We start from the raw sequence: 24129 nt of genomic DNA, 5'->3' as shown, positions 1-24129 counted from the left end.
GCAGGCGACACGCATCGGAGTAGAGTGCGATGACGGTTTCGAGGGCTGCGGCCCTGCTGATCTCCGCGCTGGCGATCGCGGGCGCGCCGGTGCCGGTCGCGGCGCAGTCGCAGGCAGGTTTCCGCGATCGGCTGCCCGAGGACGAGGTCATCTACTTCCTGCTGCCCGACCGGTTCGAGAACGGCGATCCGGCGAACGATCGCGGCGGGCTGTCCGGGGATCGCCTGAAGACGGGCTTCGACCCCGCCGCCAAGGGGTTCTACCACGGCGGCGACCTCAAGGGCGTGACCCAGCGGCTCGACTATCTCCAAGGGCTCGGCATCACCGCGATCTGGGTGGCGCCGATCTTCAAGAACAAGCCGGTGCAGGGCCCGCCGGGGCAGGAATCGGCCGGCTATCACGGCTATTGGATCACCGATTTCACTCAGGTCGATCCGCATTTCGGCACAAATGCCGACTTCAAGGCGCTGGTCGACGCCGCGCACGCGCGCGGGATCAAGGTCTATATGGACATCGTCGCCAACCACACCGCTGACGTGATCCAGTTCCGCGAGTGCCAAGGGCGGGACTGCCCCTATCGCAGCCGCGCCGACTATCCCTATCAGGCACGCGGCGGGACCGGCGGAGCGGCGATCAATCCCGGCTTCGCGGGCGACGGCGTGCAGACGGCGGAGAATTTCGCCAGGCTCACCGACCCGACCTATGCCTATACCCCCTTCGTTCCGCCGGCCGAGGCGCGGGTGAAGGTGCCGGCTTGGCTCAACGATCCGATCTACTACCACAACCGTGGCAACTCGACCTTCGCGGGCGAGAGCTCGACGATGGGCGATTTCGTCGGGCTCGACGACCTGATGACCGAGAATCCGCGCGTCGTCGCGGGCATGATCGACATCTTCGGCGGCTGGATCGACCGGTTCGGCGTCGACGGCTTCCGCATCGACACCGCGCGGCATGTGAATCCCGAATTCTGGCAGGCGTTCGTGCCTGCGATGCTCGAGCGGGCGAAGGCGAAGGGCATCCCCAATTTCCATATCTTCGGCGAGGTGGCTGATCCCGATCCGGCGGCGCTGGCGCACCACACGCGCGTGGACAAGCTGCCGACGGTGCTCGACTTCGCCTTCGCGCTCGCGGTCAACGAGGCCAGCGCCGGCAAGGGCGGCACCGATCAGCTGGCGCGCATTTTCGCCGCCGATCCGCTCTACGAGGGCGGCGAGGCGACCGCGCGGCGGCTGCCGACCTTCGTCAGCAATCACGATGCCGGGCGCACCGCCACGACGGACGCGGCCATCAATCCCAAGGCGACCCCCGACGAGCTGCTGAAGCGCGATCTGCTCGCCCATGCGATGCTGCTGACGCTGCGCGGCGTGCCGACGATCTATTCGGGCGACGAGCAGGGGTTCGTCGGCGACGGCGGCGACCAGGACGCGCGCGAGGACATGTTCCCGTCGAAGGTGGCGAGCTACAACGACAACCGGCTGCTCGGCACGACCAGGACCACGGCCGATTCCAACTTCGATACCGATCATCCGCTCTACCGCGAGATCGCCACGCTCGCGCGCATCCGCACCGGACATGCGGCGCTCCGGCGCGGGCGTCAGGTCGTGCGCTTCGCCGGCGACAAGCCGGGGCTGTTCGCGGTGTCGCGCTTCGAACCCGACAACGGAAGGGAAATGCTGCTGCTCTACAACACTTCCACCGCACCGATTGCGGCCAATGTCGAAGTCGAGGTGAATTCCACGAGTTTCACGGCGCTCGCGGGCGCGTGCCCGGCGCAGGCGACGCGGCCCGGCAGTGTGGCCGTCAGGCTGCCGGCGCTCGGCTATGCCGTCTGCGCGGCCGGGGAGGCGAAATGAGCGAGGCGAACCCGAAGCCGGCGCCGCGCGCGATGCGCGAATGGTGGCGAGGTGCGTCGATCTACCAGATCTACCCGCGCAGCTTCGCCGATTCGAACGGCGACGGGGTGGGGGACCTTCCCGGCATCACCGCGCATCTCGATCATGTCGCGTCGCTCGGTGTCGACGCGATCTGGCTGTCGCCCTTCTTCCCCTCGCCGATGAAGGACTTCGGCTATGACGTCGCCGACTATTGCGACGTCGACCCCATCTTCGGGACGCTGGACGATTTCGACGCGCTTGTCCAACGCGCGCACGCGCTCGGTCTGAAGGTGATCGTCGACCAAGTCTACTCTCACACCTCGGATGTCCACGGCTGGTTTCTCGAAAGCCGCTCCGACCGCACCAACGCCAAGGCCGATTGGTACGTTTGGGCTGACGCCAAGTCCGACGGCGGCCCGCCCAACAACTGGCAGTCGGTGTTCGGCGGCCCGGCCTGGACCTGGGACGCGCGGCGCCGGCAATACTATCTCCACAACTTCCTGAGTTCCCAGCCGCAGCTCAACGTGCGCAACCCCGCGGTGCAGCAGGCGCTGATCGAGGTCGGCTGCTTTTGGCTCGACCGCGGCGTCGACGGCTTCCGCCTCGACGCGATCAACTTCACGATGCACAATCCGGCGCTGACCGACAATCCGCCCGCGCCCGACGACGGCAGCCCACGCACGCGCTCGTTCGACTATCAGCTCCACATCCACAACCAGTCGCAGCCGGAGATCCCCGACTTCCTCGCCCGCGTCCGCGCCAGCCTCGACGCCTATGGCGACCGCTTCACCGTGGCCGAGGTCGGCGGCGCCGACAGCGACCGCGAGATGAAGCTGTTCACCCATCGCGAGCGCGGGCTCAACACCGCCTATGGCTTCGACTTCCTCTATGCGTCGGAGCTGACGCCGCGCATCATCCGCGACGCGGTCGAGCGCTGGCCGTCCGGTCCCGACATGAGCTGGCCGAGCTGGGCGTTCGAGAACCACGACGCGCCGCGCGCCCTCTCGCGCTGGGCGGACCCTGCCGACTACGGCCGCTTCGCGCGGATGAAGATGCTGCTGCTGGCGACGCTGCGCGGCAACATCTTCCTCTATTACGGCGAGGAGCTGGGGCTGACCCAGGTCGAGGTCGGCTACGACGACCTCCAGGACCCGGAGGCGATCAGCAACTGGCCGCTCACTCTGTCGCGCGACGGCGCACGCACGCCGATGCCGTGGCGGCACGACGCCCATGCGCTGGGCTTCACCTCGGGCAAGCCATGGCTGCCGGTCGGCCCCGACCACGCCGACCTGGCGGTGGACGTGCAGGCGCGGGATCCGCACTCGATGCTCGCCTTCACCCGCGAGGTGCTGGCGCTGCGCAAGGCGCATGACGCGCTGCTGATCGGCGACATGACGGTGATCGAGGCTTCGGATAAGCTACTCGTCTTCGAGCGCACCTATGATGGCGAGCACATGATCTGCGCCTTCAACTTCGCCCATGAGGACAGCGGCTGGGAGCCGCCGCAGCCGGCCCGCTGGCAAGTCGTTGCGCGCAGCCGGGATGGTGAAGGCTGGAGCCTGCCGGCGTTGTCGGGCTTCGTCGCGCGGCGGATCGGGTGAGGGCGGAACGGTGACCTTCCTCTCTCGCCTGGTGCTCGTCCTGCTGGGCATGGCGATCGCGTGCGCCTCTCCTGCCGGCGCCCAGGACAACGGCCGCTTCGTCGAGGTCGCGGCGATGCCCTCGGCCAACATCGCGGCGCCGCACGTCACCATCTGGCTGCCGCCGGGCTATGACGGCGGCAAGCGGCGCTACGGCGTGCTCTACATGCACGACGGGCAGAATCTGTTCGACCCCAATCTGTCGGCATTCAAGAAAGTGTGGGGCGTCGACGTCTCGATCCGGCGGCTGGTCGCGATGAAGCGGATCGCGCCGGTCATCGTCGTCGGCATCTGGAACCCGGACAAGGCGCGCTATCGGCAATATCTGCCGAAGACCGTCTACGATGCCGCGCCCGCCTCGATACGGACGGGACTCGACCGCCTCGCCGACGGCGCGATCAGCTCGGACGCCTATCTCCGCTTCATCGTGGACGAGCTCAAGCCGGCGATCGACCGCGACTATCGTACCCGACCCGACCGCGACCATACCGCGATCGCCGGGTCCAGCATGGGCGGACTGATCTCGCTGGCGGCGATCGCAGAATATCCGCGCGTGTTCGGCAAGGCCGCGCTCCTGTCGTCCCATTGGCCGCTCGGCGATCCCGCCACGATCGGGCCGTTCAATCCAGATGTCGCGGCGTTGTGGCGGAACTACCTCGACACCCGTCTCGGCGCGCCCGCCGGCCGCCGCATCTGGAGCGATCACGGCACCGCGACGCTCGACGCGGCCTACGGCCCGTATCAGGAGGCGATCGATGCCGACTTCGCCCGTCTCGGCTGGAAACGGGGCCGCGACTATGAGAGCCGCATCTATCCCGGCGCCGCGCACGAGGAGCTGAGCTGGGCGGCACGGCTCGACGAGGTGTTGGGATGGCTGCTGGCGCGGTGAGCGAGGCGCTGGACGAGACTGGCAAGGCAGGCCAGCGCCGTCCGCTGCTCGGCTTCTGGCAGCTGTGGAACCTCTCGTTCGGCTTCCTCGGCATCCAGGTCGGCTTCGCGCTGCAGGGCGCGAACGTCAGCCGCATCTTCCAGACGCTCGGCGCCTCGATCGACGACCTGCCGATCCTGTGGATCGCAGGGCCGGTTACCGGCCTGATCGTCCAGCCGATCATCGGCCATTTCAGCGACCGCACCTGGGGCAGGCTCGGCCGGCGCCGGCCCTATTTCCTCATGGGCGCGGTCCTCGCCTCGCTCGCGCTGGCGCTGTTCCCGAGCGCATCGGCGCTGTGGATGGCGGCGGGGCTGCTGTGGATGCTCGACGCCTCGATCAACATCTCGATGGAGCCGTTCCGCGCCTTCGTCGGCGACATGGTCGACGAGCGGCAGCGCACGCGCGGCTATGCTTTCCAGACCATCTTCATCGGCACGGGCGCGGTGCTGGCCTCGCTCGCACCCGCTTTCCTCACCAAGGTGCTGGGCGTCAGCAATACCGCCGCGCCGGGGACGATCCCGCCGGCGGTCGCCTATGCCTTCCATATCGGCGCGGTGGCCTTGTTCGCGGCGGTGCTGTGGACGGTGCTGACGACGCGCGAGTATTCGCCCGAGGAGCTGGCGCGGTTCGGCGCGACGACGGTCGAGGCGGAGCATGCGCCGCTCGGCGCGCCGCGCGCGGCCGTCGGTGGCCTGTGGCTGGCGGTCGGGCTCGCGCTGGCGGCGGGCGTATGGTGGCTGGGCCTCGACAAGCCGCTCTACGTCCTCGGCTTCGGCCTTGCCGCGTTCGACGCCGCGCAGATCGTCAACGCCGTCGCCGTGGCAAAGGGCCGGCGCGATTCGCTGCTCAATCATCTGCTGAGCGACCTCGCCAACATGCCGCCGACGATGCGCAAGCTCGCGCTCGTCCAGTTCCTGTCGTGGTTCGGCCTGTTCATCCTGTGGATCTATGCGACGCCGATCGTCACCCGCTATCAGTTCGGCGCAACCGAAGCGGTGGGGCGAGCCTATAACGACGGCGCCGACTGGGTCGGCGTGCTGTTCGCAGTCTACAACGGCGTGGCGGCGCTCTACGCCTTCATCCTGCCCGCGCTCGCCGAGCGGATCGGCGCGACGCGGCTCCATGCGGTAAACCTCGTCGCCGGCGCGCTCGGCTTCGCCTCGGTGCTGATGATCGCCAGTCCGACGCCGCTGATCCTGTCGATGGTCGGCATCGGCATGGCCTGGGCATCGATCCTGACCATCCCCTATTCTCTGCTCAGCGCCAGCCTGCCGCAGGCGAAGCTCGGTGTGTACATGGGTCTGTTCAACATCTTCATCGTGCTGCCGCAGCTCGTGGTGTCGAGCGTGATGGGATCGCTCGCCCATGCGCTCTATCCGCACGCGCCGATCGTCTCGTTCCCGATCGCCGCCGCCTGCTTCGTCGGCGCGGCGATCCTGATCCTCAGGGTGCGCGAGGACCTACAATAGCACGCCGGCCAGCAGCGTTACGTTGAGCCCGATCACCACCGTGCAGATCAGCCAGGCCGCGGCGAGCAGCCATCCGCGGCTGGCATGCTCGCCCATCAATCGCCGGCTGCTGGTGAACTGGACGAGCGGCACCATCGCGAAGGGCAGCTGCAGGCTCAGCACCACTTGGCTCAGCACCAGCAGCCTGGCGGTGCCGCTCTCGCCGTAGAGGCCGGCGACGATCGCCGCCGGCACGATCGCGATCATCCGCGTGACCAGCCGCCGCAGCCACACCGGCAGGCGGATGTCGAGGAATCCCTCCATCACGATCTGCCCGGCAAGCGTGCCGGTGACGGTGGAGTTCTGCCCCGAGGCGAGCAAGGCGATCGCGAAGATCACGCTCGCCGCGCCGACGCCGAGCACCGGAGTCAGCAGCCGATAGGCATCCTGGATCTCGGCGACCTCGGTGCGGCCGGTGGTGTGGAACGCCGCGGCGGCGAGGATCAGGATCGCGGCGTTGATGAACAGCGCCAGCATCAGCGCCACGCTCGAATCGATCGTCGCGAGCTTCAGCGCCTCGCGCCTGCCCTCGGGCGTCGGGGCGAAGGCGCGCGTCTGCACCACCGCCGAGTGGAGATAGAGATTGTGCGGCATCACCGTCGCGCCGAGGATGCCGATCGCGATGTAGAGCATCGCCGGGTTGGTGACGATCTCCGGGCTGGGAATCAGCCCGCGCGCGATCCCCGCCAGGCTCGGCTGGGCGAAGACGAGCTCGAGCGCGAAGCAGCCGGCGATGATGATCAGCAGGGCGACGATGAACGCCTCCAGCTTGCGGAATCCGTAGCGCTGGAGCGCGAGGATCAGGAGCACATCCACCGCGGTGATCGCGATGCCCGCGACCAGCGGGATGCCGAGCAGCAGCTGCAGCGCGATCGCGGTGCCGATCACCTCGGCCAGGTCGCAGGCGATGATCGCCAGCTCGCACAGCAGCCACAGCGCGATGTTGACCGGACGCGAGTAGTTGGCGCGGCACGCCTGGGCCAGATCCATGCCGCCGATGATGCCGAGCTTGGCCGACAGCGCCTGCAGCACCATCGCCATGATGTTCGACAGTAGGATGACCGAGAGCAGCGTATAGCCGAACGCCGACCCGCCGGCGAGGTCGGTCGCCCAGTTGCCCGGGTCCATATAGCCGACCGCGACCAGATAGCCTGGCCCCGCGAACGCGCCGAGCTTGCGCCAGAAGCCCGCGACGGCCGGCACATGCACCGAGCGGTGGACCTCGGAAAGGCTTGGGGACAGGCTCGGCGAAGGCGGCGGCACGACAGCGTCGGCAACGGGCGGCGGCGCCATATGATCCTTTCCCCGGTTGATCCGGACCCTTTATGTGGTGCGCATCGTCCCGGCTCAACCGCCGAGCGCTACGGCGCGCGCGAAAACGGCCTCGAACATCTCCGCCGTCAGCCGGCCGGTGTTCTGGTTGTAGCGCGAGCAGTGATAGCTATCGATCAGGATACGCCCGTCGGGCATGCGATGCTCGGCAAGATGGGCGAAGCGCGCCTTGGGCAGCTTGCCGCCCAGCACCTTCACCGCCGACTGGTGCGCGATCTGGCCGAGCGCGACGAACACGCGCAGCCGGGGCAGCGCCGCGACCTGGCCGTCGAGGAAAGTCCGGCAGGTCCGGGTTTCCTCCGGTGTCGGCTTGTTCTCGGGCGGCAGGCATTTGACCGAATTGAGGATGACCGCGCCGGTGAGGCGCAGGCCGTCGTCGGGCCGTCCCTCGTAACGGCCGGCGGCGAGACCGAACTTCGCCAGCGTGCCGAACAGCAACTCGCCGGCATAGTCGCCGGTGAACGGCCGCCCGGTGCGGTTGGCGCCGTGCTTGCCGGGGGCAAGGCCGATGATGCCGAGCCAGCTTTCCGGATCACCGAACGCCGGAACGGGTGCATTCCACCAGCCTGGATGCTCGACCCTGAGCGCCTCCCGCAACGCCACCAGCCGCGGACAGCGCGGGCAATCGCGCGGCGGCTCGGTTGCGGGAATGGGGCCGGGTGCGAAGCTCACGCATCTCCGCTAGGGCAGGCGCATGGGGCTCACAAGCTACGCGATCGCGCTGGGATCGAACCGGAGGGGGCGGCACGGCGGCCCGGAGGACGAGGTGCGCGCGGCGCTGGCGCTGCTGAAGCCGATCGCGGTCTCGCCGATCGTCGGCAGCGTCGCGATGGGCCCGTCCCTGCGCCGCTACGCCAATGCCGCCGCGATCGTCAGGACGGACGAGGCACCGGATGTCCTGCTCCGTCGCCTGAAGGCGATCGAGCACGCCTTCGGCCGCCGCCGCGGCCGGCGCTGGGGCGCCAGGGTGATCGACCTCGATATCATCCTCTGGTCCGAAGGCGCGTGGGCGAGCGCGGGCCTGATCGTGCCGCACATGGCTTTCCGCGAGCGCCTGTTCGTTCTCCAGCCGCTGGCCGCGATCGCGTCCCGCTGGCGCGATCCGGTGACCGGCCTCAGCGTCCATCACCTCCTCGCGCGGTTGACCCGGCCGCGCGCCACACGTAGGGCGCAGCCTTAGCGGTTCCGTAGCTCAGTCGGTAGGGCAAGCGGCTTTCAGCTGCGTGACGACCGGACTGATTATAGTGCAGATGCAAGTTGTTGGAGGAGGTCGCGAAACGGTTTTGATCGAGATTTGATAGTGAGGGCCCTTAGCTCAGTCGGTAGAGCAACTGACTTCGATTGGAGTCACCGCCGAGAAATTGGCGGATGAGAAGGTGTCAAAGTCGGGGAACCCGTCCGCGTCGCGGCGACGGCAATCCCGAGCCAAGCCCCGGCAACGGGGAAGGTGTAGAGGCCTGACGGCACCCACCTACGTCCTTCGGGATAAGGTGAAGGGAAGGTCCAGACCACGAACCCGGTAACGGGGCGGCGAAAGCCGAAGTGGGAGGTTAATCAGTAGGTCGCTGGTTCGAATCCAGCAGGGCTCACCAATTCGAGGTAATCTCATCAGCCTGCCGAACGCGACGAAGGGGCGGTCGAATAGACCGCTCCTTCTATATTCCGGGCCCAGTGCCTTCCCTCAACCTCCGGCAGTGCTTTGTCGCCGTGTCCGTCGATAGCGACGTTGACAGCCATCATTGCGCGAAACATGAGGTTCAAGATCCGCTGTTCGCCGCGAAACGGCGAGTTCCTTCGACCAACTCGAGTTACATCGCTCGATCGGACGGAGCTCGATCAGGCAGAAAACAATCCCCTGGTGCTTGGGAATCTTCTAAAGCAATATGAATACAGTATCGGGATATTCCGATTTAACAAGACTTCGATCCACTCTAGACAGAATCGAGTTGGCTTCCCATAGAGTCTATCCGTTTTACGGGGGGATTCATGGCCATTTTTTCCGCTAGGCGGCGAGCTTATCGCTATGCGTTGAGTATGAGCGCGCTTGCAGTCGCGGCGCTTTCCGGCACCGCTGCATTGGCGCAGTGCGTCCCCGATCCCCCCCTCGCCGACCAGACGACCAAGTGCGAGGGCATGCAGACCGGAGGCCTTGTCGTAGCATCCGATCGTGGCGGATGGCTTCGCCTGGGCGGGGCCGCTCACCCTTTCCGGCAGCGGGACGGTGATCAACCGGACCAATCTGGTCGCGAACGGCTATCTCGGGCTGCAGGCAGGTGACGGCTATGCGTACAGCCTTGAATTCTCCAACCTCGGGACGATTACCGGCAATTCCAACGGCAACGGCGGAGCCATATCGCTGTACGGCATGGCATTCGACAATGCCGGGACGATCGACATCATAGGCGATGCGCTGCGCGCCGGTGGCAGTGTCGATTTTACCAACAGCGGCACGATAACGGCGACCAACAACGCGGTTGTATTCAGTTGGGGCTCCTTCGCGAACAGCGGTACGATCCGCTCGACGGCGGGCACCGCGCTCACCATCGAATGGGGCGCCGGTAATCAGATCGAAAACAGCGGCACGATCGATGGTGCCAAGGTCGGAGTCCGCCAGATGGGCGGAACTCTGTTCAACAGCGGTCTGATCTCCTCTGCCGGAACGGCTGTGGTTGCCGGCGGCACGCTCTACAATCAGGCGGGAGGTGTGATCCGCGGCGGCACCATGGCCATCGGACCGGAAGCCGGTGCGGGCGGGGTCTACGGGGCAACGGTCATCAATGCCGGCACGATCGAAGGCGACGTCTACCTCGCCAGCAACTCGCCATATAGCGGCAACACCTTCTTTGCCCAGAAAGGCGGCGTCCTCAACGGCGACCTGACGCTCAGCAAGAGCGACACGTTCATCGCCGATCTGAGCAGCCGGACCGGCAGCGGCTTCACCGGCATCAACGGCACGGTGACCGCCAATGGCGCGGCGCTTCGCTACCAGGTCACGTCCGACGCGACCCAGATGCTGGGCAAAGTCGCCGATTTCGGCAGCGTCAGCTATGAGGTGGCCGAGGGGGCAACGCTCGGCCTGAATGCCGCCACGGCACGAACCGAGAGCCTGACGCTCGGCGGGCACGGCACGGTCGACCTCGATGCCGATTTCACAATCACGGACGGCACGGCGATCACCGTCGCCGCCCCCTTCCAGCTTCCCGGTGCGTCCTGGGAGAATTCCGATCTCCTGATCGTCAGTCACGGTGACATCACTATCCGCCGACAGGACACCGGCGCCCTGACCTATCCGGAATATGGCGCAGCGGTCTATCTCGGCTCCGCCGGGCAGTTCACCAACAAGGGCACGATCAGTTACCAGAACGCGCTGCCGGCCAATTTCGCCCTGCCTGTCGTCATCCGCGAAGGCGGCAAGGTCGTCAACGACGGGACGATCCTGCTGGATCGCGCCATCGCGATCAGCGGCGCTGCGGAGGTGATCAACAACGGCTCCATCATCGAGGCGCCCGGCGGAACGGCATCGCAAGGCATCACCGCCCGTGAAGTTACCAACAACGGCATCGTAAGGGTCGGCAACCAGGCCGTCTGGGTCGACAGCTCCAGTACGAGCATCCACAATGCCGGCACGTTGGAGAGCCTGACCACGGCGGCGATTTCCGGCTATACTGCGACGATCCGGAATGATGCTGCCGGCGTGATCCGCGGCGGCAACGGCACTGCCATTCAGCTCCAGGGCGGATCGGTCGTCAACAGCGGCTCGATCATCGGCACGGTCGATCTCGCCTATGCCCCTTACGGCGGCCAGTCCTATTATCCGAGCAGCTACATCGCGCAGGGCGGTACGCTCCAGGGGGATCTGCTGTTCGGTGCCGGGAACGATCTCTTTTACGCCAAATCCGGGACGACGGGCGTGACCGGCATCATCGATGGCGGGGAGGGGAGGGACATCTTCGGCACGGAATATGCCGAAACGAGCACAGTCGCCGTCGATCGTCCGATCACCGAAGCACGGAATTTCGAGGAGCGGCTTTCGGTCGCATCAGGATCCGACACGACGCTGACACTGGTCGCCGACACGGTCCTGACCAGCGCCATCAACGTGGGCGGCGATGGCAGGATCATCAACCGCGCCTCCACAACCGATCTCGTCGGCACCTATCAGACGAGCCTTCTGACCATCCCGCCGATATTGGCAAGCTTCACGAACGAAGCCGATATCGGCGGCGCGTCGATCAGCACGCGCAGCTTCACCAACAGCGGCAACATCGGCACCTACGGCGCCTGGATTTCGGCCAACGATGTCGTGAACTTCGACAATTCGGGAAGTATCGCCGGCACGACGGGCTATTTCCGATCGGCCGTGTATCTAGGGGCATCCGATCTATCGACGCTGACGGCCAGCAACGACGGCATCATCGACGGCGGCATGACGATCGCCATGCGATTTTCGACAACGGCCACTTCGCCGGCAGCCAGCATCGTCAACAAGGGCACGATACGGTCGACCGAGGTCGCCGCGGTCAACATTACGGCGTCGGGCAACGGCGGCAAAGGCGCCATTTCCTTCGACAACCAAGGTGTGATCGAGGGCGATCTGGCGGGCATTTCTGTTTACAGCCGTTTCGATTATCCGGTGAACACCGTCGCCGACACGATCACGGCGGTGTCCCTCACCAACTCCGGCACGATCCGCACCTCGGGTGACGGCGTTCGCTTCGACAGCGTCGATTACCAGGGGAATCCCCTCACTTATGTGTATCCCGCTGTCACGATCCGCGCTGCGGCCCCTGCCGGCCTGTCTCTGAACAACAAGGCCGGTGGGCTGATCGCTGCGGACGGGCAGGATTCGATCGCGATCCTCTCCGCCGCCGGCGCTCTGACGCTGGTCAACGCCGGCATCGTCCGCGGCAGCGGCTGGATCGACACCGGCAGCGCTCGCCTGGCTGGCGCCGTGCAGACGGGTGCAGCGGACGACTATATCCGCAACAACGGCACGATCGCCGGTTCCCTCGCCCTGGGGGATGGCAGCAACCGCGTGGAGAATTACGGGACGATCGACGGCGACGTCACCTTCGGCTCGGGCGACGACAGCTATACCCAGTCGGCCAGCGGCGTGCTGACCGGCACGGTCGACGGTGGGGCGGGCATCAACGCGTTGATCGTGGATGCCGACGCCAACGGCACATATCAGGCGTCGCGCTATCGGAACTTCCAGAATCTCCGGCAGATCGGCAGCGGGACGATCGTCTACGCCGAACCCGCCAGCTTCGACTCCATCGAGGTTTCGAACGGCATTTTCCGCGTCGCGGAGAACAACTCGATCAACAGCCTGGGCACGTTCGCGATCATCGGTGGCCGGGTCGTCGGCGCGCTCGGCTCGACCATGACCGCGAGGCGCTTCGACGTCGCCAGCGGCGCGACCTTCGGCAGCGCCGGGACCGTCAATGGCGATGTGAACGTCCAAGGCACATTGAGCCCGGGCGCTTCCCCCGGCACGATGACCATCAACGGCGCATTGTCGCTGGCGAGCGGCTCCACCACGCTCTTCGAGATAACGCCGACCGTCAGCGATGCCATCGTCGTCAATGGCAAGGTCACCATCGCGGACGGCGCGACACTCACCCTCACCGGGTCGCGGCCGCTCACGCCGGGCGTGACCTATGACCTCATCACGGCGAGCGACAGCATCTCCGGCCGCTTCAGCACGATCAATGCCCCTGCCATATTGGGCCTGATCGTCCAGACGGCCGACGGCATCGAATTGCGCGGGCAGTTCATGCTGACGGCAGGTGCCAATGCGCAGGCGGCGCGGGTCGCCGATTATCTGAACGGCGTGCTGGCCGACGCATCCCTGCCGGCCGCGATGCTCGCCGCCGTCCCGTCCCTGCTCGACGCCAACGGCTTTGCGAGCGACACGGCAATGCGGCAGCTCTCGCCGGAAGCCTATGCCTCGGCCACCCAAATCGGCGTCGAGAAGGGGCTGGCGCTGGTCTCGGCCAGTCGGAGCTTCGCCATGGGGGAGGGGCGCAGCGACGCGGGGCTTTTCACCTTCGGACAGGTGTTCGGCGGCTGGCGTGACTTGCCCGGACAGGCTGCCAGAGGAACAGCCCGCGCCGACATTTCGGCCCATGGGCTCGTCGGCGGCGTGGGCTACGGCTCCGAGCGGGCGTCGATCGGCGCATTCGTCGGCTGGGCGAGCGCTTCGCAGCGCCTTCGCGAGCTGGGCGCCAGCACTGACGCGGATGGCGTCATCGCGGGCGTTGTCGGCAAGCTGCAGGTCGATCGGGTCGCGGTGACTGCGTTGGTCGCGCATGACGGCAGCAACGCCGACACCGATCGCGCGCTTCCCGGCGACAAGGCTCGCGGGCATTACGATCTGAACAGCTGGATCTATGACGTCCATCTCAGCTACGACTTCGATCTGTCGGACGGCTGGACGCTCAGTCCCGAGCTGGGCGCGACACGGATCGATACAAAGCGCGCAGCGGTGCGGGAGGCGGACGGTAGGCCCTTCGACTTGTCGGTGAGCGGCGCCAAGACCGACGCCACTTTCCTGGGCGCTGCCCTGAAGCTGACCGGCAGCCCGAGCCATATGTTGCAGCCGTGGCTCTCGGCAGGAGCGCGCAGCCAGCTATCCGGGCGGACGGTGACCGCCAGGGCCGATTTCACGGACATCTCAACCGGATCGATGCTTGCCTATGGTGCGGGGAGAAGCCGTACCCTGGCCACGGTTTCCGCCGGACTGAACGCGCGTCTTTCGCAATCGACCATGCTCACGGCCCGTGTCGGCAGCGAATTCGGCGCCGATAGTACGGGACAGGAAGCGAGCGTCGGCCTGCAGATGCGGTTTTAGAGAGGGCAGGCGCGGGGGCGACATTGTGGATCGACCGATCCAGGAACATCGGATCGATCCATAATCTTCCGTGCAGGACATTGCATCGGCAGGAGATCGACCAAAGACGGATATGAGGCGGGAAAGGCAGCTAGGTTCAACCTCATCCGACCCGAGCGCTTAGCCGATGTAGATCGCACGCGCCGCGTCCTCGACCGCCTGCATCGCGATACGATAGGGGCCGGGACCGTAGCTGATCCGGGCGACACCAGCCGCGGCGAACTCGGCGTTGGAGGGCGCGCCGGGCCAGGTCATCGCGTTCACCGGCAGCGGCGATTCGCGGCAGACGCGCGCGAGCAGGTCGAGGTCGACCAGTCCAGGTACGAAGAAGCCGCTGGCGCCGGCCTCGGCGTAGGCGTGGGCTCGGGCGATGGCGTCTTCCGCCTTGGCGGCGTCATGCGTGTCGGGTTTGGCCTGGAGGAAGATGTCGGTGCGCGCGTTGATGAAGAAATCCGCGCCCGCCGCCTTGCGCGCGACGGCGATGCGGGCGGCGTGATCCGCTGCCGGGCGGAGGCCGCCGCCGGCGAGGCCGTCCTCGAAGTTGCAGCCGATCGCACCCGTGGCCGCGAGCGCGGTGACGTTGGCGGCGAGGCCTTCTGCGTCGGCGGCATAGCCGGCCTCGAAGTCGATAGTGACGGGAAGGTCAACGGCACCCACGATCCGTGCGGCGTTGGCGATCACGAGGTCGACCGGCACGCCTTCGCCGTCGGCGAGACCGTGTGCGTCGGCGACCGACCAGCTGCCGGTGGCGATCGCCCGGGCACCGGCGCGCGCAACTGCGCGGGCGCTGCCGGCGTCCCAGGCGTTGAACAGCACGAGCGGCGTGCCGGCGACGTGGAGCGCGGTGAACTGCTGGAACTTCGACATGGCTTCTCCCTCTCCGTGACTCGAACCGCTCTTTACCGCATCCGGCGGAAACCCGGACGACGATCAGGCGATGGCAGGGGGCGGCGGCGGACGCCTCCTGAAACTTGCGGTCAACCCCGGCAGCGCGGCGGCCACTGCGGCTCGGGCCTGCCGATCAGCACCAGCTCGCCGGACTTGCCGCCGCCGACGTCGCGGGCGATCAGCACCGCCCTGCCGGAGGGTGCGAACAGCGCGCCGATCTCGGTGCCGTTGACGTTGTAGTCGGGGCCGAGCTTCGTCCTTGGCAGCCAGCCGTGCGGGCCACGTCGGCTTTCGTAATAGCCCTCGGCGGTTGCGATCAGCATGCGCGTGCCGTCGGGAGAGACCAGCGGCTCGTAATCGTCGCCGGGGCCGTTGATCGCGGGGCCGGCGTTCTCGACCGTCCAGCCGCCGTTCGTCCGGCGGGCGCGCCAGATATCGGTCTTGCCGATGCCGCCGGGGCGGTTCGAGCCGAAATAGAGCCAGCCATCGGGCGCTTCGCGGGGGAACCACTCCTGCCCATCCGAATTGATCGGCGCCGGCAGCCGTTCGGGCGTGCCCCAGCGGCCGTCTGCCCTGCGCGAGACGGTCCAGATATCCAGGTCCTTGCGGCGGATGCCGTCGGTGCTGCGGTTCGAGATGAACCACAACCGGCGGCCGCCGTCGGTGAAGACCGGGTCGGCCTCCAGCCCGTCGCCGGCGATCGGGGCGTCCCTAGCCGCTTCCCAGCCGCGCGGGCCGCAGCGGCTGTAGAGAATGCGCCAGCCGCTGAAATCGGGCTTCGAGCGGACGAACCAGACGTCGCCGGTCAGGGGATCGAAGGCGGGATGCGATTCGAACTGGTCGGTCGAGAGCGGCGGGGGCGGCGCCCAGCCGGCATCGGCCGCGAGGGTGGCGGGAGAGAGGACGGCAGCCGCAACCATCACCGTCTGACGCCACGCGCGCATCGTCTCCGCTCCCCATTCGTTCCTGTTATGTGCCAATGCGTACCGGCAAGGATGAGGAGAGGCAAGCCCGGTAGCCTTGCAGACGACGGCCGATTGGGCGACCGTGCAACCGGGGACCGGGGAAAGAATCGGCAATGGTGTTCGGGGGAAGGCGGCTCCAGGTCAGCGAGCCGGCGGGCGAATGGAGCATGCCGGCCGGTGTCGACGAGCGGTACGGGCCGCTAGTCGCGCGGCTGGAACGCGAAGCGGCGCAGCGGCCGCGCGGATATGCGCGCAAGGTCGTGCTGGCCGCTCTGCTCGGCTATGGTTTCGTCGGCCTGGTGGTCCTGGCGCTGGCGGCGATCGCCGTGGCGATGGTCGCGATGATCTTCTTCTTTCACTGGGCGGCAGGGCTCGAGATCAAGATCGCCATCATTTGCGGCATCGTCGGCCTCGCCATCCTGCGGTCGCTCATCGTGCGGGCGGAGCCGATCGAAGGACGCAGGCTCGATGCCGCCGAGGCGCCGGCGCTAGACGTCATGGTCGAGCAGCTCCGGCGAGCGACGGGCGGGCCGCGCATCCATGAGGTGGTGGTTACGGGCGAGTTCAACGCCGCGATCGTCCAGCAGCCGCGGTTCGGACTGTTCGGCGGATCGTTCAATACGCTGATCCTCGGCCTGCCCTTGCTGCAGGGCCTGAGCCGCGACGAGGTGACTGCGGTGATCGGGCACGAGCTCGGCCATTTCGTCGGCGCGCACGGCCGGTGGACCGCCTTCACTTATCGCGTACGTCTGCGCTGGTGGCAGATAGCGTCCGCTCTCGAGCATGGCGCGACGGCAAGCGTGATGCGGTGGTTCGTGCGCCGCTACGTGCCTTGGTTCAATGCCTATAGTTTCGTGCTCGCCCGTCAGCAGGAATTCGAGGCTGACCGGACGGCGGCACGGGTGACTGATCAGGCGACCGCCGGGGCGGCGCTGGTGCGCGTGCGACTTCAGAGCGAGCGCTTCGATCGGAGCTGGCAACGGCTATGGTCGGAGTCGCATCAGCATGGCGCGCCGACGGCCATGCCTTTTCGAAGCGCCGCGGAGCATCTGACACGAGCGGAAGGCGACGGCGCCGACCGCCAGGGTCTGGAGACGGCGCTCGCGGTCGCAACGGGGCTTGGCGATACGCATCCGAGTCTGGCCGATCGCCTCCGCGCCCTGGGCTGCGAGGGGCGAGTGCCGCAGCCCCTGGTTAGAAGCGCTGCGGACGAACTGCTCGGGCCGATCGCCGATCGGCTGGCAGACGAACTGGATGAGAGCTGGTGGCGGACCGCCAGCGAATGGTGGGCCGAGGCGAGGGAAAGGCGGCGGCAGGAGATCGCCGACCTCGACGCGCTCGAGGAGCGCCTGTCCCGCGGTGAGCTGACGCGCGAGGAGCAGGAGCATCATCTCGATCTGGTTCGCACGGTGCGCGGCGACGCGGCGGCGATACCCTATCTGCGCGCGTTGCTTGCGAGCGAACCCGACCTGCACGGCCTGCGCTTCCATCTGGGCGAGCTGCTCCTCCGCACCGGGGACGAGGCGGGAATCGCGGAGCTCGAAGCGGCGGCGGAGGCGGTGCCGATGCTGGAGGCGGCTGCGTGCGACCTGATCGCAGGCCATCTGAGCGATGCCGGCCGCCATGCCGAAATCGAACCGTGGATCGAGCGGCTGCATCGGGCCGCGCTCCGCGAGAATCTCGCCGAGAAGGAGCGGCGCGAGATCGATCCGGCCGTCGAGCTGCTCCCGCTCGACTGGAGCGACGGGGTGCGCGAGGCCGTGCGACAGCGGCTGAGTCAGGTCGTCGGCCTTCGCCAAGTCCGTGCGGCCCGGCGGCGGTTTCCGGGCAGCGGCGGCGAGCAGATCGTGTTCGTCTTCTCCGGCCATGCCGGCGCCGACGGGCAGGAGGTGATCGACGGGGTGATCGCCGTCCTGCTCGATTATGGCGACACGCTCGGCTTCCAGCGCACGCGGCAGGTCGCCTGGCTCGACCGGCGGCTGGCTAGGGTCGCCGGCAGCGAGCTCCATGCGGAGGACGCCTAGACGGCGCCCGTTTGCCCCGATCTCAATGCGCGCTCGCGGTGGCGGCGCCGATGCCGGTCTCGGAACGGACGCGCTGCTCGAGATAGCCGTCGCGGTCGACGGCGGCGCGGCCTGAGCGATCGAGCAGCGAGACGATCCAGATCACCAGGAAGGCGACCGGCATCGAGAAGATCGCCGGCGAGGTATAGGGAAAGACCGGCGCGGCATTGCCGAGCACCGTGACCCACACTGCCGGCGACAGGATGGTGAGCACCAACGCGAGCACCAGCCCGATCGAGCCGCCCCAGACGACGCCGCGGGTCGTGCAGCCCTTCCACAGCACCGACAGCAGCAACACCGGGAAGTTGGCCGAGGCGGCGAGCGCGAAGGCGAGGCTGACCATGAAGGCGACGTTCTGCTTCTCGAAGATGATACCGAGCAGGATAGCGACCACCGCCAGCACCACGACGGTGCGGCGCGAGACGCGCAGCTCGTCCTCCGAGCCGGCGCGGCCGTGGCGGAACACCGAGGCGTAGAGATCGTGGCTCACCGCCGACGCGCCGGCCAGCGTCAGGCCGGAGACCACGGCGAGGATGGTGGCGAAGGCGACCGCGCAGACGAAGCCGAGGAACAGGTCGCCGCCGATCGCGTCGGCGAGATTGATCGCGGCCATGTTGCCGCCGCCCCGCAAGGCTCCGGTCGCGGGATCGAGGAAGGCCGGGTCGGTCGCGACCAGCACGATCGCTCCGAAGCCGATGATGAAGGTGAGGAGATAGAAATAGCCGATCCAGCCGGTCGCCCACAGCACTGACTTGCGCGCCTCCCGCGCGTCGGGAACGGTGAAGAAGCGCATCAGGATATGCGGCAGGCCGGCGGTGCCGAACATCAGCGCCATGCCGAACGAGATCGCCGAGATGGGATCCTTGATGAAGTTGCCCGGACTCATGATCGAGCGGCCTTTCTCGGCCGCGGCGGCGGGGTCGGCGCCCGCCTTGGCGGCGAGCATCGTCTTCACCTCGACCGCGCGGGCGAACAGCGCGTCGGGCGAGAAGCCGACGCTCGCCAGCACCGCGACCGCCATCACGCTCGCGCAGCCGAGCAGCAGCACCGCCTTGATGATCTGCACCCAGGTGGTGGCGATCATCCCGCCGAACAACACATAGAGCGTCATCAGCACGCCGACGATCACCACGGCATAGCCATAGGGCAGGCCGAACAGCAGCTTGATGAGCTGCCCGGCGCCTACCATCTGCGCGATCAGGTAGAAGAGCACGACCGCGAGCGTGCTGAACGCGGCGAACAGCCGTACCGGCGCCTGCGCGAAGCGGAAGGAGGCGACGTCGGCGAAGGTGTAGCGGCCGAGGTTGCGCAGCCGCTCGGCGAGCAGGAACAGGATGATCGGCCAGCCGACCAGGAAGCCGGTCGAGTAGATGAGGCCGTCATAGCCGTCGGCGAAGATCTGCGCCGAGATGCCAAGGAAGGACGCCGCCGACATATAGTCGCCGGCGATGGCGAGGCCGTTCTGGAAGCCGGTGATGCCGCCGCCGGCCGCATAGAAATCGGCGGTGGTGCGGGTCTTGCGCGCCGCCCAGCGGGTGATGCCGAGGGTGAAGAGGACGAAGGCGCCGAACATCAGGATGGCGGGCCAGTTGGTCCGCTGCTGCTGCGCCTCACCGGTGAGGGCGTCGGCCAGCGCTGCGCCGGGCAGGGCGAGGGCGAACAGGAGCAGAGCGAGGCGGGGCGTGAGGAGGGGGCGCTTCACTTGCCGGCATCCTCGCGGATGGCGCGGACGGCGGGGTCGAAGTCGCGGTTGGCGCGGCAGACGTAGACGCCGGTCAGCACGATGCCGACGAGGATGACGGCGAGGCCGAGCGGGATGCCGAGCGTGGTCGTCCCGCCGCCGATCGGGCGGGCCAGCAGCGTCTTGTCGAAGGCGATCAGCAGGACATAGCCGAAGAAGACGACCAGCATGATTGCCGTCAGCAGCCAGGCGAAGCGCGACCGGCGGGCGACCAGCGCCTGGTACCGGGGATCGGCGGCGACCTGCCGCAGGCGCGCGCTGTCGGTGGTTTCATCGGGCATCGTGCCGGCATCCCCCTCTTTTCAGGTTCCGCCGTGATCTGGTTGCGATTCCGGCGGTGCCGGGAACCTGCCCGGATTGTGGCGGAGTGGCAAAGGTTATTGTCGGGGGACATTCGCGCCGGCTTCGACAGCCATTGCCTGAGCCTTGCAACCGTCACCCCGGCCTTGGGCCGGGGTCCACCGGGAGGCAAGGGCTGAGCAGGAGGCTCCAACCCAGCCCGTGAGGTTGGGTGGACCCCGGAACAAGTCCGGGGTGACGAAGAAGGAAGGCCGATCCAAGCCTAAGCCACCGCCGGAACGGCTTCAGCCGGCCTCCGGTGCGCCGCCATGCAGGACAGAACGCTGAGGACGACCAGGGCGAAGGCCGCCATCTCCAGCCCCGTCGGAAGGCGCTGCTCCCAGACGAACCCGTAGACGAGGGCGAACAGCGTCTCGAACAGGATCATCTGGCCCACCAGCGTCAGCGGCAGCAGCCGGCTCATCCGGTTCCACAACGCATTGCCGGCGATCGAGGCGAGCACCGCCACCCCGATCGATACGCCGGCGAGCTGGGCCCAGTCGCCCGCATCGTGCCGAGCCGTGCCGAGCAGCAGGGCGATCGGGACCAGGGCGACGCTCTGGGCGCCGGTGACGACGCCGGTCAGCAGGCTCCAGTCGTGGGCGGAAACGTCGGGAAGGCGGGCGAGCCAGCGGCTGTTTCCGACCGCGTAGCTGGTCCAAGATATGAGCGCGCCGATCGCGCAGATCAGGCCGATAGCCTGCGCGGTCGAGGACCCGACCGGCGCCTCCGCCACGGCTTGCCAGCCGATGCAGATCGCGCCGCCGGCTGAAAGCAGGAGCGAAGGGACGAGCCGGTTCAGGGGAACCGCCCCCCGGTCCCGGCTGCCGATGATGGTCACTGCCACCGGCAGGAAGCCGATGACGAGCGAGGTCATGGCGATGCCGCCCATCTGCACGGCGCTCGAGAGCAGGATATAGTAGAGCGTGTTGCCGGCGAGCGTGAGCCAGCCGAGCGCTAGCCATCCCTCGCGCCCGATCCGCGGGACGAGCGATCGCCAGCGTGGTGCGACAAGGACGGCGGAGATCAGGCCGTAACAGAGATAGCGGCCGATGGTGAGCTGGAGCGGGCTGAATCGGCCCGCCAATGCGGGCGCGAGGAATACCAGCCCCCACAGGGCGCCCGCGCCCATTCCGCACAGGATTCCAAGGGCCGTCGCGTTGCTGCCGGCCTCCTTTCGAAGGGCAGAGGTCATGATGTCTGTCCGCGCTTTCCTGTGATGAGGCGCGGGTTTTATCATCGCCGGAGCGGGGTGTGCGCTCTTGATTCAGGGGTGAAATGCAACAAAAACTCGCGGAAATGCCCAGCAAACCCTCTCATGCCCGCGGGCTGGACGCGTTCGACCGAGCGATCCTCCGCATCGTCCAGCGCGACAACAAGACGCCGCAACGGGTGATCGCGGAGGCGGTGAACCTGTCCGCTGCGGCAGTGCAGCGCCGGATCGCGGCGCTGGAGGACGCCGGCGTCATCGCGCGGAACGTCGCCGTCGTCGATCCGGATGCCGTGGGCCTGGCGATCACCGCCGTGGTCGAGGTGCACCTCCGCGACGAGCGGGCCGCGACGGTCGACGCCGCCAAGGCGCTGTTCCGGGAGACGCCCGACGTGCAGCAATGCTATTTCGTCACCGGCGGGGTGACCTTCGTGCTGGTCATCGTCAGCCGCGACATGCGGACCTACGAGGCACTGACGCGCCGGCTGTTCGCCGAGAATGACTTCGTCGAGCGCTACCGCACGCTGGTCGCGCTCGACCGGGTCAAGGCCGATACAGCTGTGGTGATTCCGTGAAACCTTCCGTGCTCCTGCGAAGGCAGGAGCGTTGGAGGATCGCAGGGGCGTCGTTTGCGGCCAAGGCTCCTGCCTTCGCAGGAGCACAAGGACAATATTGAAGATTGAAGCTGATCGCGGCCGGCAGCGATCCGCCCTAATGCACGAACCGCGCGACCACGTCGCGGTAGGAACGGCTGACCTTCACCTGCCCCCCGGATTCCAGCACCAGGAAGCATTCGCCGTTGGTGTGCGGCTTGACCTGCCGCACGAGGTCCAGGTTGACGATCGTCGAGCGGTGGACGCGCTGGAAGCGGCGCGGGTCGAGGCGCTTCTCCAGGTCCTTCATCGTCTGGCGCAGGATCAGCGTGTTGTCGCCGGTCTTGATGCACATGTAATCGCCGGCGGCCTCGACCACCTCGATCGTGTCGACGTCGACGCGGAAGATCTTGCCGCGGTCCTTGATGTTGATCAGCTTCTCGAAGCGGCTCGCAGCCGGCTGCTCGGTGCCGTCGGCCAGGGTCTCGGCGGCGTCGGGGGCGACTTCGGCGAGCACTTCCTTGAGCTTCTCGACCTCCTCGGCGCCGCGCTTCTCGCTGAGGCGCTGGCGGACGCGATCGAGCGTGTCGGCGAGGCGGGCCTCGTCGACCGGCTTCAGAAGATAATCGACCGCCTGCGCCTCGAACGCGCGGATCGCGTGGTCGGAATAGGCGGTGACGAAGACGAACAGCGGCGGCTCGACCTCCATCAGCCCCTGCACGACCGAGAAGCCGTCGAAGCCCGGCATCTGGATGTCGAGGAAGACGAGGTCGGGCTTGTGGGTCTTGATCGCGCTGATCGCCTCGCGGCCGTTGCCGCATTTGGCGACGATCTCGACGTCGTCGAACTCCTGGAGACGAAGCTCGAGGCCCTGGATCGCCAGCGGTTCGTCGTCGACGAGGATGGTGCGGATGGTCATGCTGCCTCACTCAAAAAATAAACGTGACTGCCCCCACCTGCGGACTCTCCCGGTGCCGGACCTCTTCCCGCCGCCGCCGCTTTCCCTACGGCGTGTGGAAGGGAGGTTCGTGGGTCCGACCCCTTATGCTGCCTCTCTTACCGGCTCCTCGATCTGGAACGGAATTTCGATCTCGACGCGGAAGCCCTTGCCGGGGACGGACCGCGTCTCGAAACGGTGGTCGGGGCCATAGGCCTGCGCCAGCCGCTCTCTTATATTGGCGAGGCCGACCCCGGTTGAAAGGCTTGGCCTTGGACGCGCGTCGCTCAAGCCCGGGCCGGTGTCGGATACGGTGATCTGCACCCTATCGCCGACGAGTCGAGCGGAGACGCCGATATCGGCGCCCTCCTCCTGCGGCGTTACGGCATATTTGATCGCATTCTCGACGAGCGGCTGGAGCAGCAGCGAAGGCAGGCGCGCCTTCTCGACCCGCGGCTCGACCTCGAAGGAGGTGCGCAGGCGGTTCTCGAACCGCATCTTCTCGATTTCGAGGTAGAGCTTCAGCGTTTCGATCTCCTGCGCGACGGTGACATGGGCGGTCGGCTCGTTGATCAGCGTGTAACGCAGGAACGCCGACAAACGGCTCAGCATCGCATTGGCACGCTCCGTCTGCTTGAGCAGCACCAGCGTCGAGATCGAGTTGAGCGTGTTGAACAGGAAGTGCGGGTTGAGCTGGTAGCGCAGCATCGCGAGCTGGGCCGAGGAGGCCTGGGTCTCCAGGAGCTGCATCTCGTCGATCTGCTTTTCGACGATCAGATAGAAGTTGATGCCGAAATAGAGCGCCGACCAGCCGGCGAGCACGGTGAAGTTCAAGAAGATGGTGCCGAGCACCAGGCTGATCGTGATCCCCGGCTCGGCGCTGCGCACGAACGAATAGGTGAAGGCGTCGATCACCGCATAGACGACGGTGGCGACCGCGAGCGTGACCAGCGTCAGCAGGATCTCCGTCACCCGCGGCAGGCGGCGATAGTAGCCGTAGAGCGTCGAGAGCAGCAGCGTGATGCAATAGCCGACGATCGCCTCGATGATCGCGACGATGATGTTCTCGAACGACAGGTTGTTCGAGATGGTCGAGACGGTGCGCAGCAAGAGATAGCCCGACCACCCCGCTGCCTGCAGCAGCCAGAAGGCGCGGCTCTTGTCCTCGAAGAACGGGCGCGAGAAGATCGCTGGCTTCACGATGCCTGTCTGTAGC

General features: G+C 67.1%; 17 protein-coding genes. 8 read left to right on the top strand and 9 right to left on the bottom strand.

Annotated elements, in window-relative coordinates; genetic code table 11:
• Window positions 1-29 precede the first annotated feature (29 nt).
• Genes AC2YHA_RS16635 through AC2YHA_RS16620 form a run of 4 tightly spaced genes read left to right on the top strand, consistent with a single transcriptional unit; the run spans window position 30 to window position 5914 of the window.
• Window positions 30-1853 (top strand): alpha-amylase family glycosyl hydrolase, encoded by a 1824-nt coding sequence (locus AC2YHA_RS16635; protein ID WP_487402499.1) that lies wholly within the window; start codon window positions 30-32, stop codon window positions 1851-1853.
• Window positions 1850-3475 carry an alpha-glucosidase family protein gene (locus AC2YHA_RS16630; RefSeq protein ID WP_487402498.1) on the top strand — a complete coding sequence of 542 codons (1626 nt, stop codon included), beginning with the start codon at window positions 1850-1852 and terminating at the stop codon, window positions 3473-3475. Before AC2YHA_RS16635 ends, AC2YHA_RS16630 begins: the two co-directional genes overlap by 4 nt.
• Window positions 3476-3485: 10 nt before the next feature.
• Complete coding sequence (locus AC2YHA_RS16625) at window positions 3486-4403, top strand: alpha/beta hydrolase (RefSeq protein WP_487402497.1); 918 nt, start codon at window positions 3486-3488, stop codon at window positions 4401-4403.
• The gene (locus tag AC2YHA_RS16620) at window positions 4385-5914 is read left to right on the top strand and encodes an MFS transporter (protein WP_487402496.1); all 1530 of its coding nucleotides are present in this window, start codon (window positions 4385-4387) and stop codon (window positions 5912-5914) included. The genes AC2YHA_RS16625 and AC2YHA_RS16620 overlap by 19 nt, the downstream gene beginning before the upstream one ends.
• Here AC2YHA_RS16620 and AC2YHA_RS16615 read toward each other — a convergent pair.
• Window positions 5906-7246, bottom strand: coding sequence for an Nramp family divalent metal transporter (locus AC2YHA_RS16615; RefSeq protein WP_487402495.1), 1341 nt, complete (start codon window positions 7244-7246; stop codon window positions 5906-5908). The genes AC2YHA_RS16620 and AC2YHA_RS16615 overlap by 9 nt on opposite strands.
• Before the next feature lie 54 nt (window positions 7247-7300).
• A complete protein-coding gene (locus AC2YHA_RS16610; protein ID WP_487402494.1) occupies window positions 7301-7957 on the bottom strand; it encodes a uracil-DNA glycosylase in 657 nt (218 codons plus the stop codon).
• Window positions 7958-7979: 22 nt separating this feature from the next.
• Between AC2YHA_RS16610 and folK the strand changes: the two genes are divergently transcribed.
• Window positions 7980-8465, top strand: a complete 486-nt coding sequence (folK, locus tag AC2YHA_RS16605; RefSeq protein WP_487402493.1) for a 2-amino-4-hydroxy-6-hydroxymethyldihydropteridine diphosphokinase — start codon at window positions 7980-7982, stop codon at window positions 8463-8465.
• A gap of 987 nt (window positions 8466-9452) precedes the next feature.
• Window positions 9453-14138: an autotransporter domain-containing protein gene (locus AC2YHA_RS16600; RefSeq protein ID WP_487402492.1), complete on the top strand. Its 4686-nt coding sequence runs from the start codon at window positions 9453-9455 to the stop codon at window positions 14136-14138.
• 159 nt (window positions 14139-14297) lie between these two features.
• On the opposite strand, the gene AC2YHA_RS16595 is transcribed toward AC2YHA_RS16600, so the two are convergent.
• The gene (locus AC2YHA_RS16595; protein ID WP_487402491.1) at window positions 14298-15044 is read right to left on the bottom strand and encodes an isocitrate lyase/PEP mutase family protein; all 747 of its coding nucleotides are present in this window, start codon (window positions 15042-15044) and stop codon (window positions 14298-14300) included.
• A 110-nt stretch (window positions 15045-15154) separates the two neighbouring features.
• Window positions 15155-16009: a TolB family protein gene (locus AC2YHA_RS16590; protein WP_487402490.1), complete on the bottom strand. Its 855-nt coding sequence runs from the start codon at window positions 16007-16009 to the stop codon at window positions 15155-15157.
• A gap of 134 nt (window positions 16010-16143) precedes the next feature.
• Here AC2YHA_RS16590 and AC2YHA_RS16585 point away from each other — a divergent pair, with 134 nt between their 5' ends.
• On the top strand, window positions 16144-18054 hold the full coding sequence (locus AC2YHA_RS16585; protein ID WP_487402489.1) for a M48 family metallopeptidase: 1911 nt from the start codon (window positions 16144-16146) through the stop codon (window positions 18052-18054).
• Between the two features lie 22 nt (window positions 18055-18076).
• Here AC2YHA_RS16585 and AC2YHA_RS16580 read toward each other — a convergent pair whose 3' ends face one another.
• The 3 genes from AC2YHA_RS16580 to AC2YHA_RS16570 form a co-directional block, all read right to left on the bottom strand.
• On the bottom strand, window positions 18077-19795 hold the full coding sequence (locus AC2YHA_RS16580) for a cation acetate symporter (RefSeq protein ID WP_487402488.1): 1719 nt from the start codon (window positions 19793-19795) through the stop codon (window positions 18077-18079).
• Entirely contained in the window at window positions 19792-20115 is a 324-nt protein-coding gene (locus AC2YHA_RS16575; RefSeq protein WP_487402487.1) for a DUF485 domain-containing protein, read from the bottom strand. Before AC2YHA_RS16575 ends, AC2YHA_RS16580 begins: the two co-directional genes overlap by 4 nt.
• Before the next feature lie 281 nt (window positions 20116-20396).
• Window positions 20397-21368: a DMT family transporter gene (locus tag AC2YHA_RS16570; RefSeq protein WP_487402486.1), complete on the bottom strand. Its 972-nt coding sequence runs from the start codon at window positions 21366-21368 to the stop codon at window positions 20397-20399.
• Between the two features lie 104 nt (window positions 21369-21472).
• Here AC2YHA_RS16570 and AC2YHA_RS16565 point away from each other — a divergent pair, with 104 nt between their 5' ends.
• Window positions 21473-21958, top strand: coding sequence for an Lrp/AsnC family transcriptional regulator (locus tag AC2YHA_RS16565; RefSeq protein WP_487402485.1), 486 nt, complete (start codon window positions 21473-21475; stop codon window positions 21956-21958).
• Window positions 21959-22094: 136 nt separating this feature from the next.
• Here AC2YHA_RS16565 and AC2YHA_RS16560 read toward each other — a convergent pair whose 3' ends face one another.
• Window positions 22095-22895 carry a LytR/AlgR family response regulator transcription factor gene (locus AC2YHA_RS16560; RefSeq protein WP_233784099.1) on the bottom strand — a complete coding sequence of 267 codons (801 nt, stop codon included), beginning with the start codon at window positions 22893-22895 and terminating at the stop codon, window positions 22095-22097.
• Between the two features lie 123 nt (window positions 22896-23018).
• A complete protein-coding gene (locus AC2YHA_RS16555; RefSeq protein WP_233784098.1) occupies window positions 23019-24113 on the bottom strand; it encodes a sensor histidine kinase in 1095 nt (364 codons plus the stop codon).
• Window positions 24114-24129: the final 16 nt, after the last annotated feature.

This window comes from Sphingomonas sp. SRI_018 (genome assembly GCF_057586275.1).
Note: the sequence above shows the minus strand (reverse complement) of the source record. Positions and strands in the feature narration are given on the sequence as shown.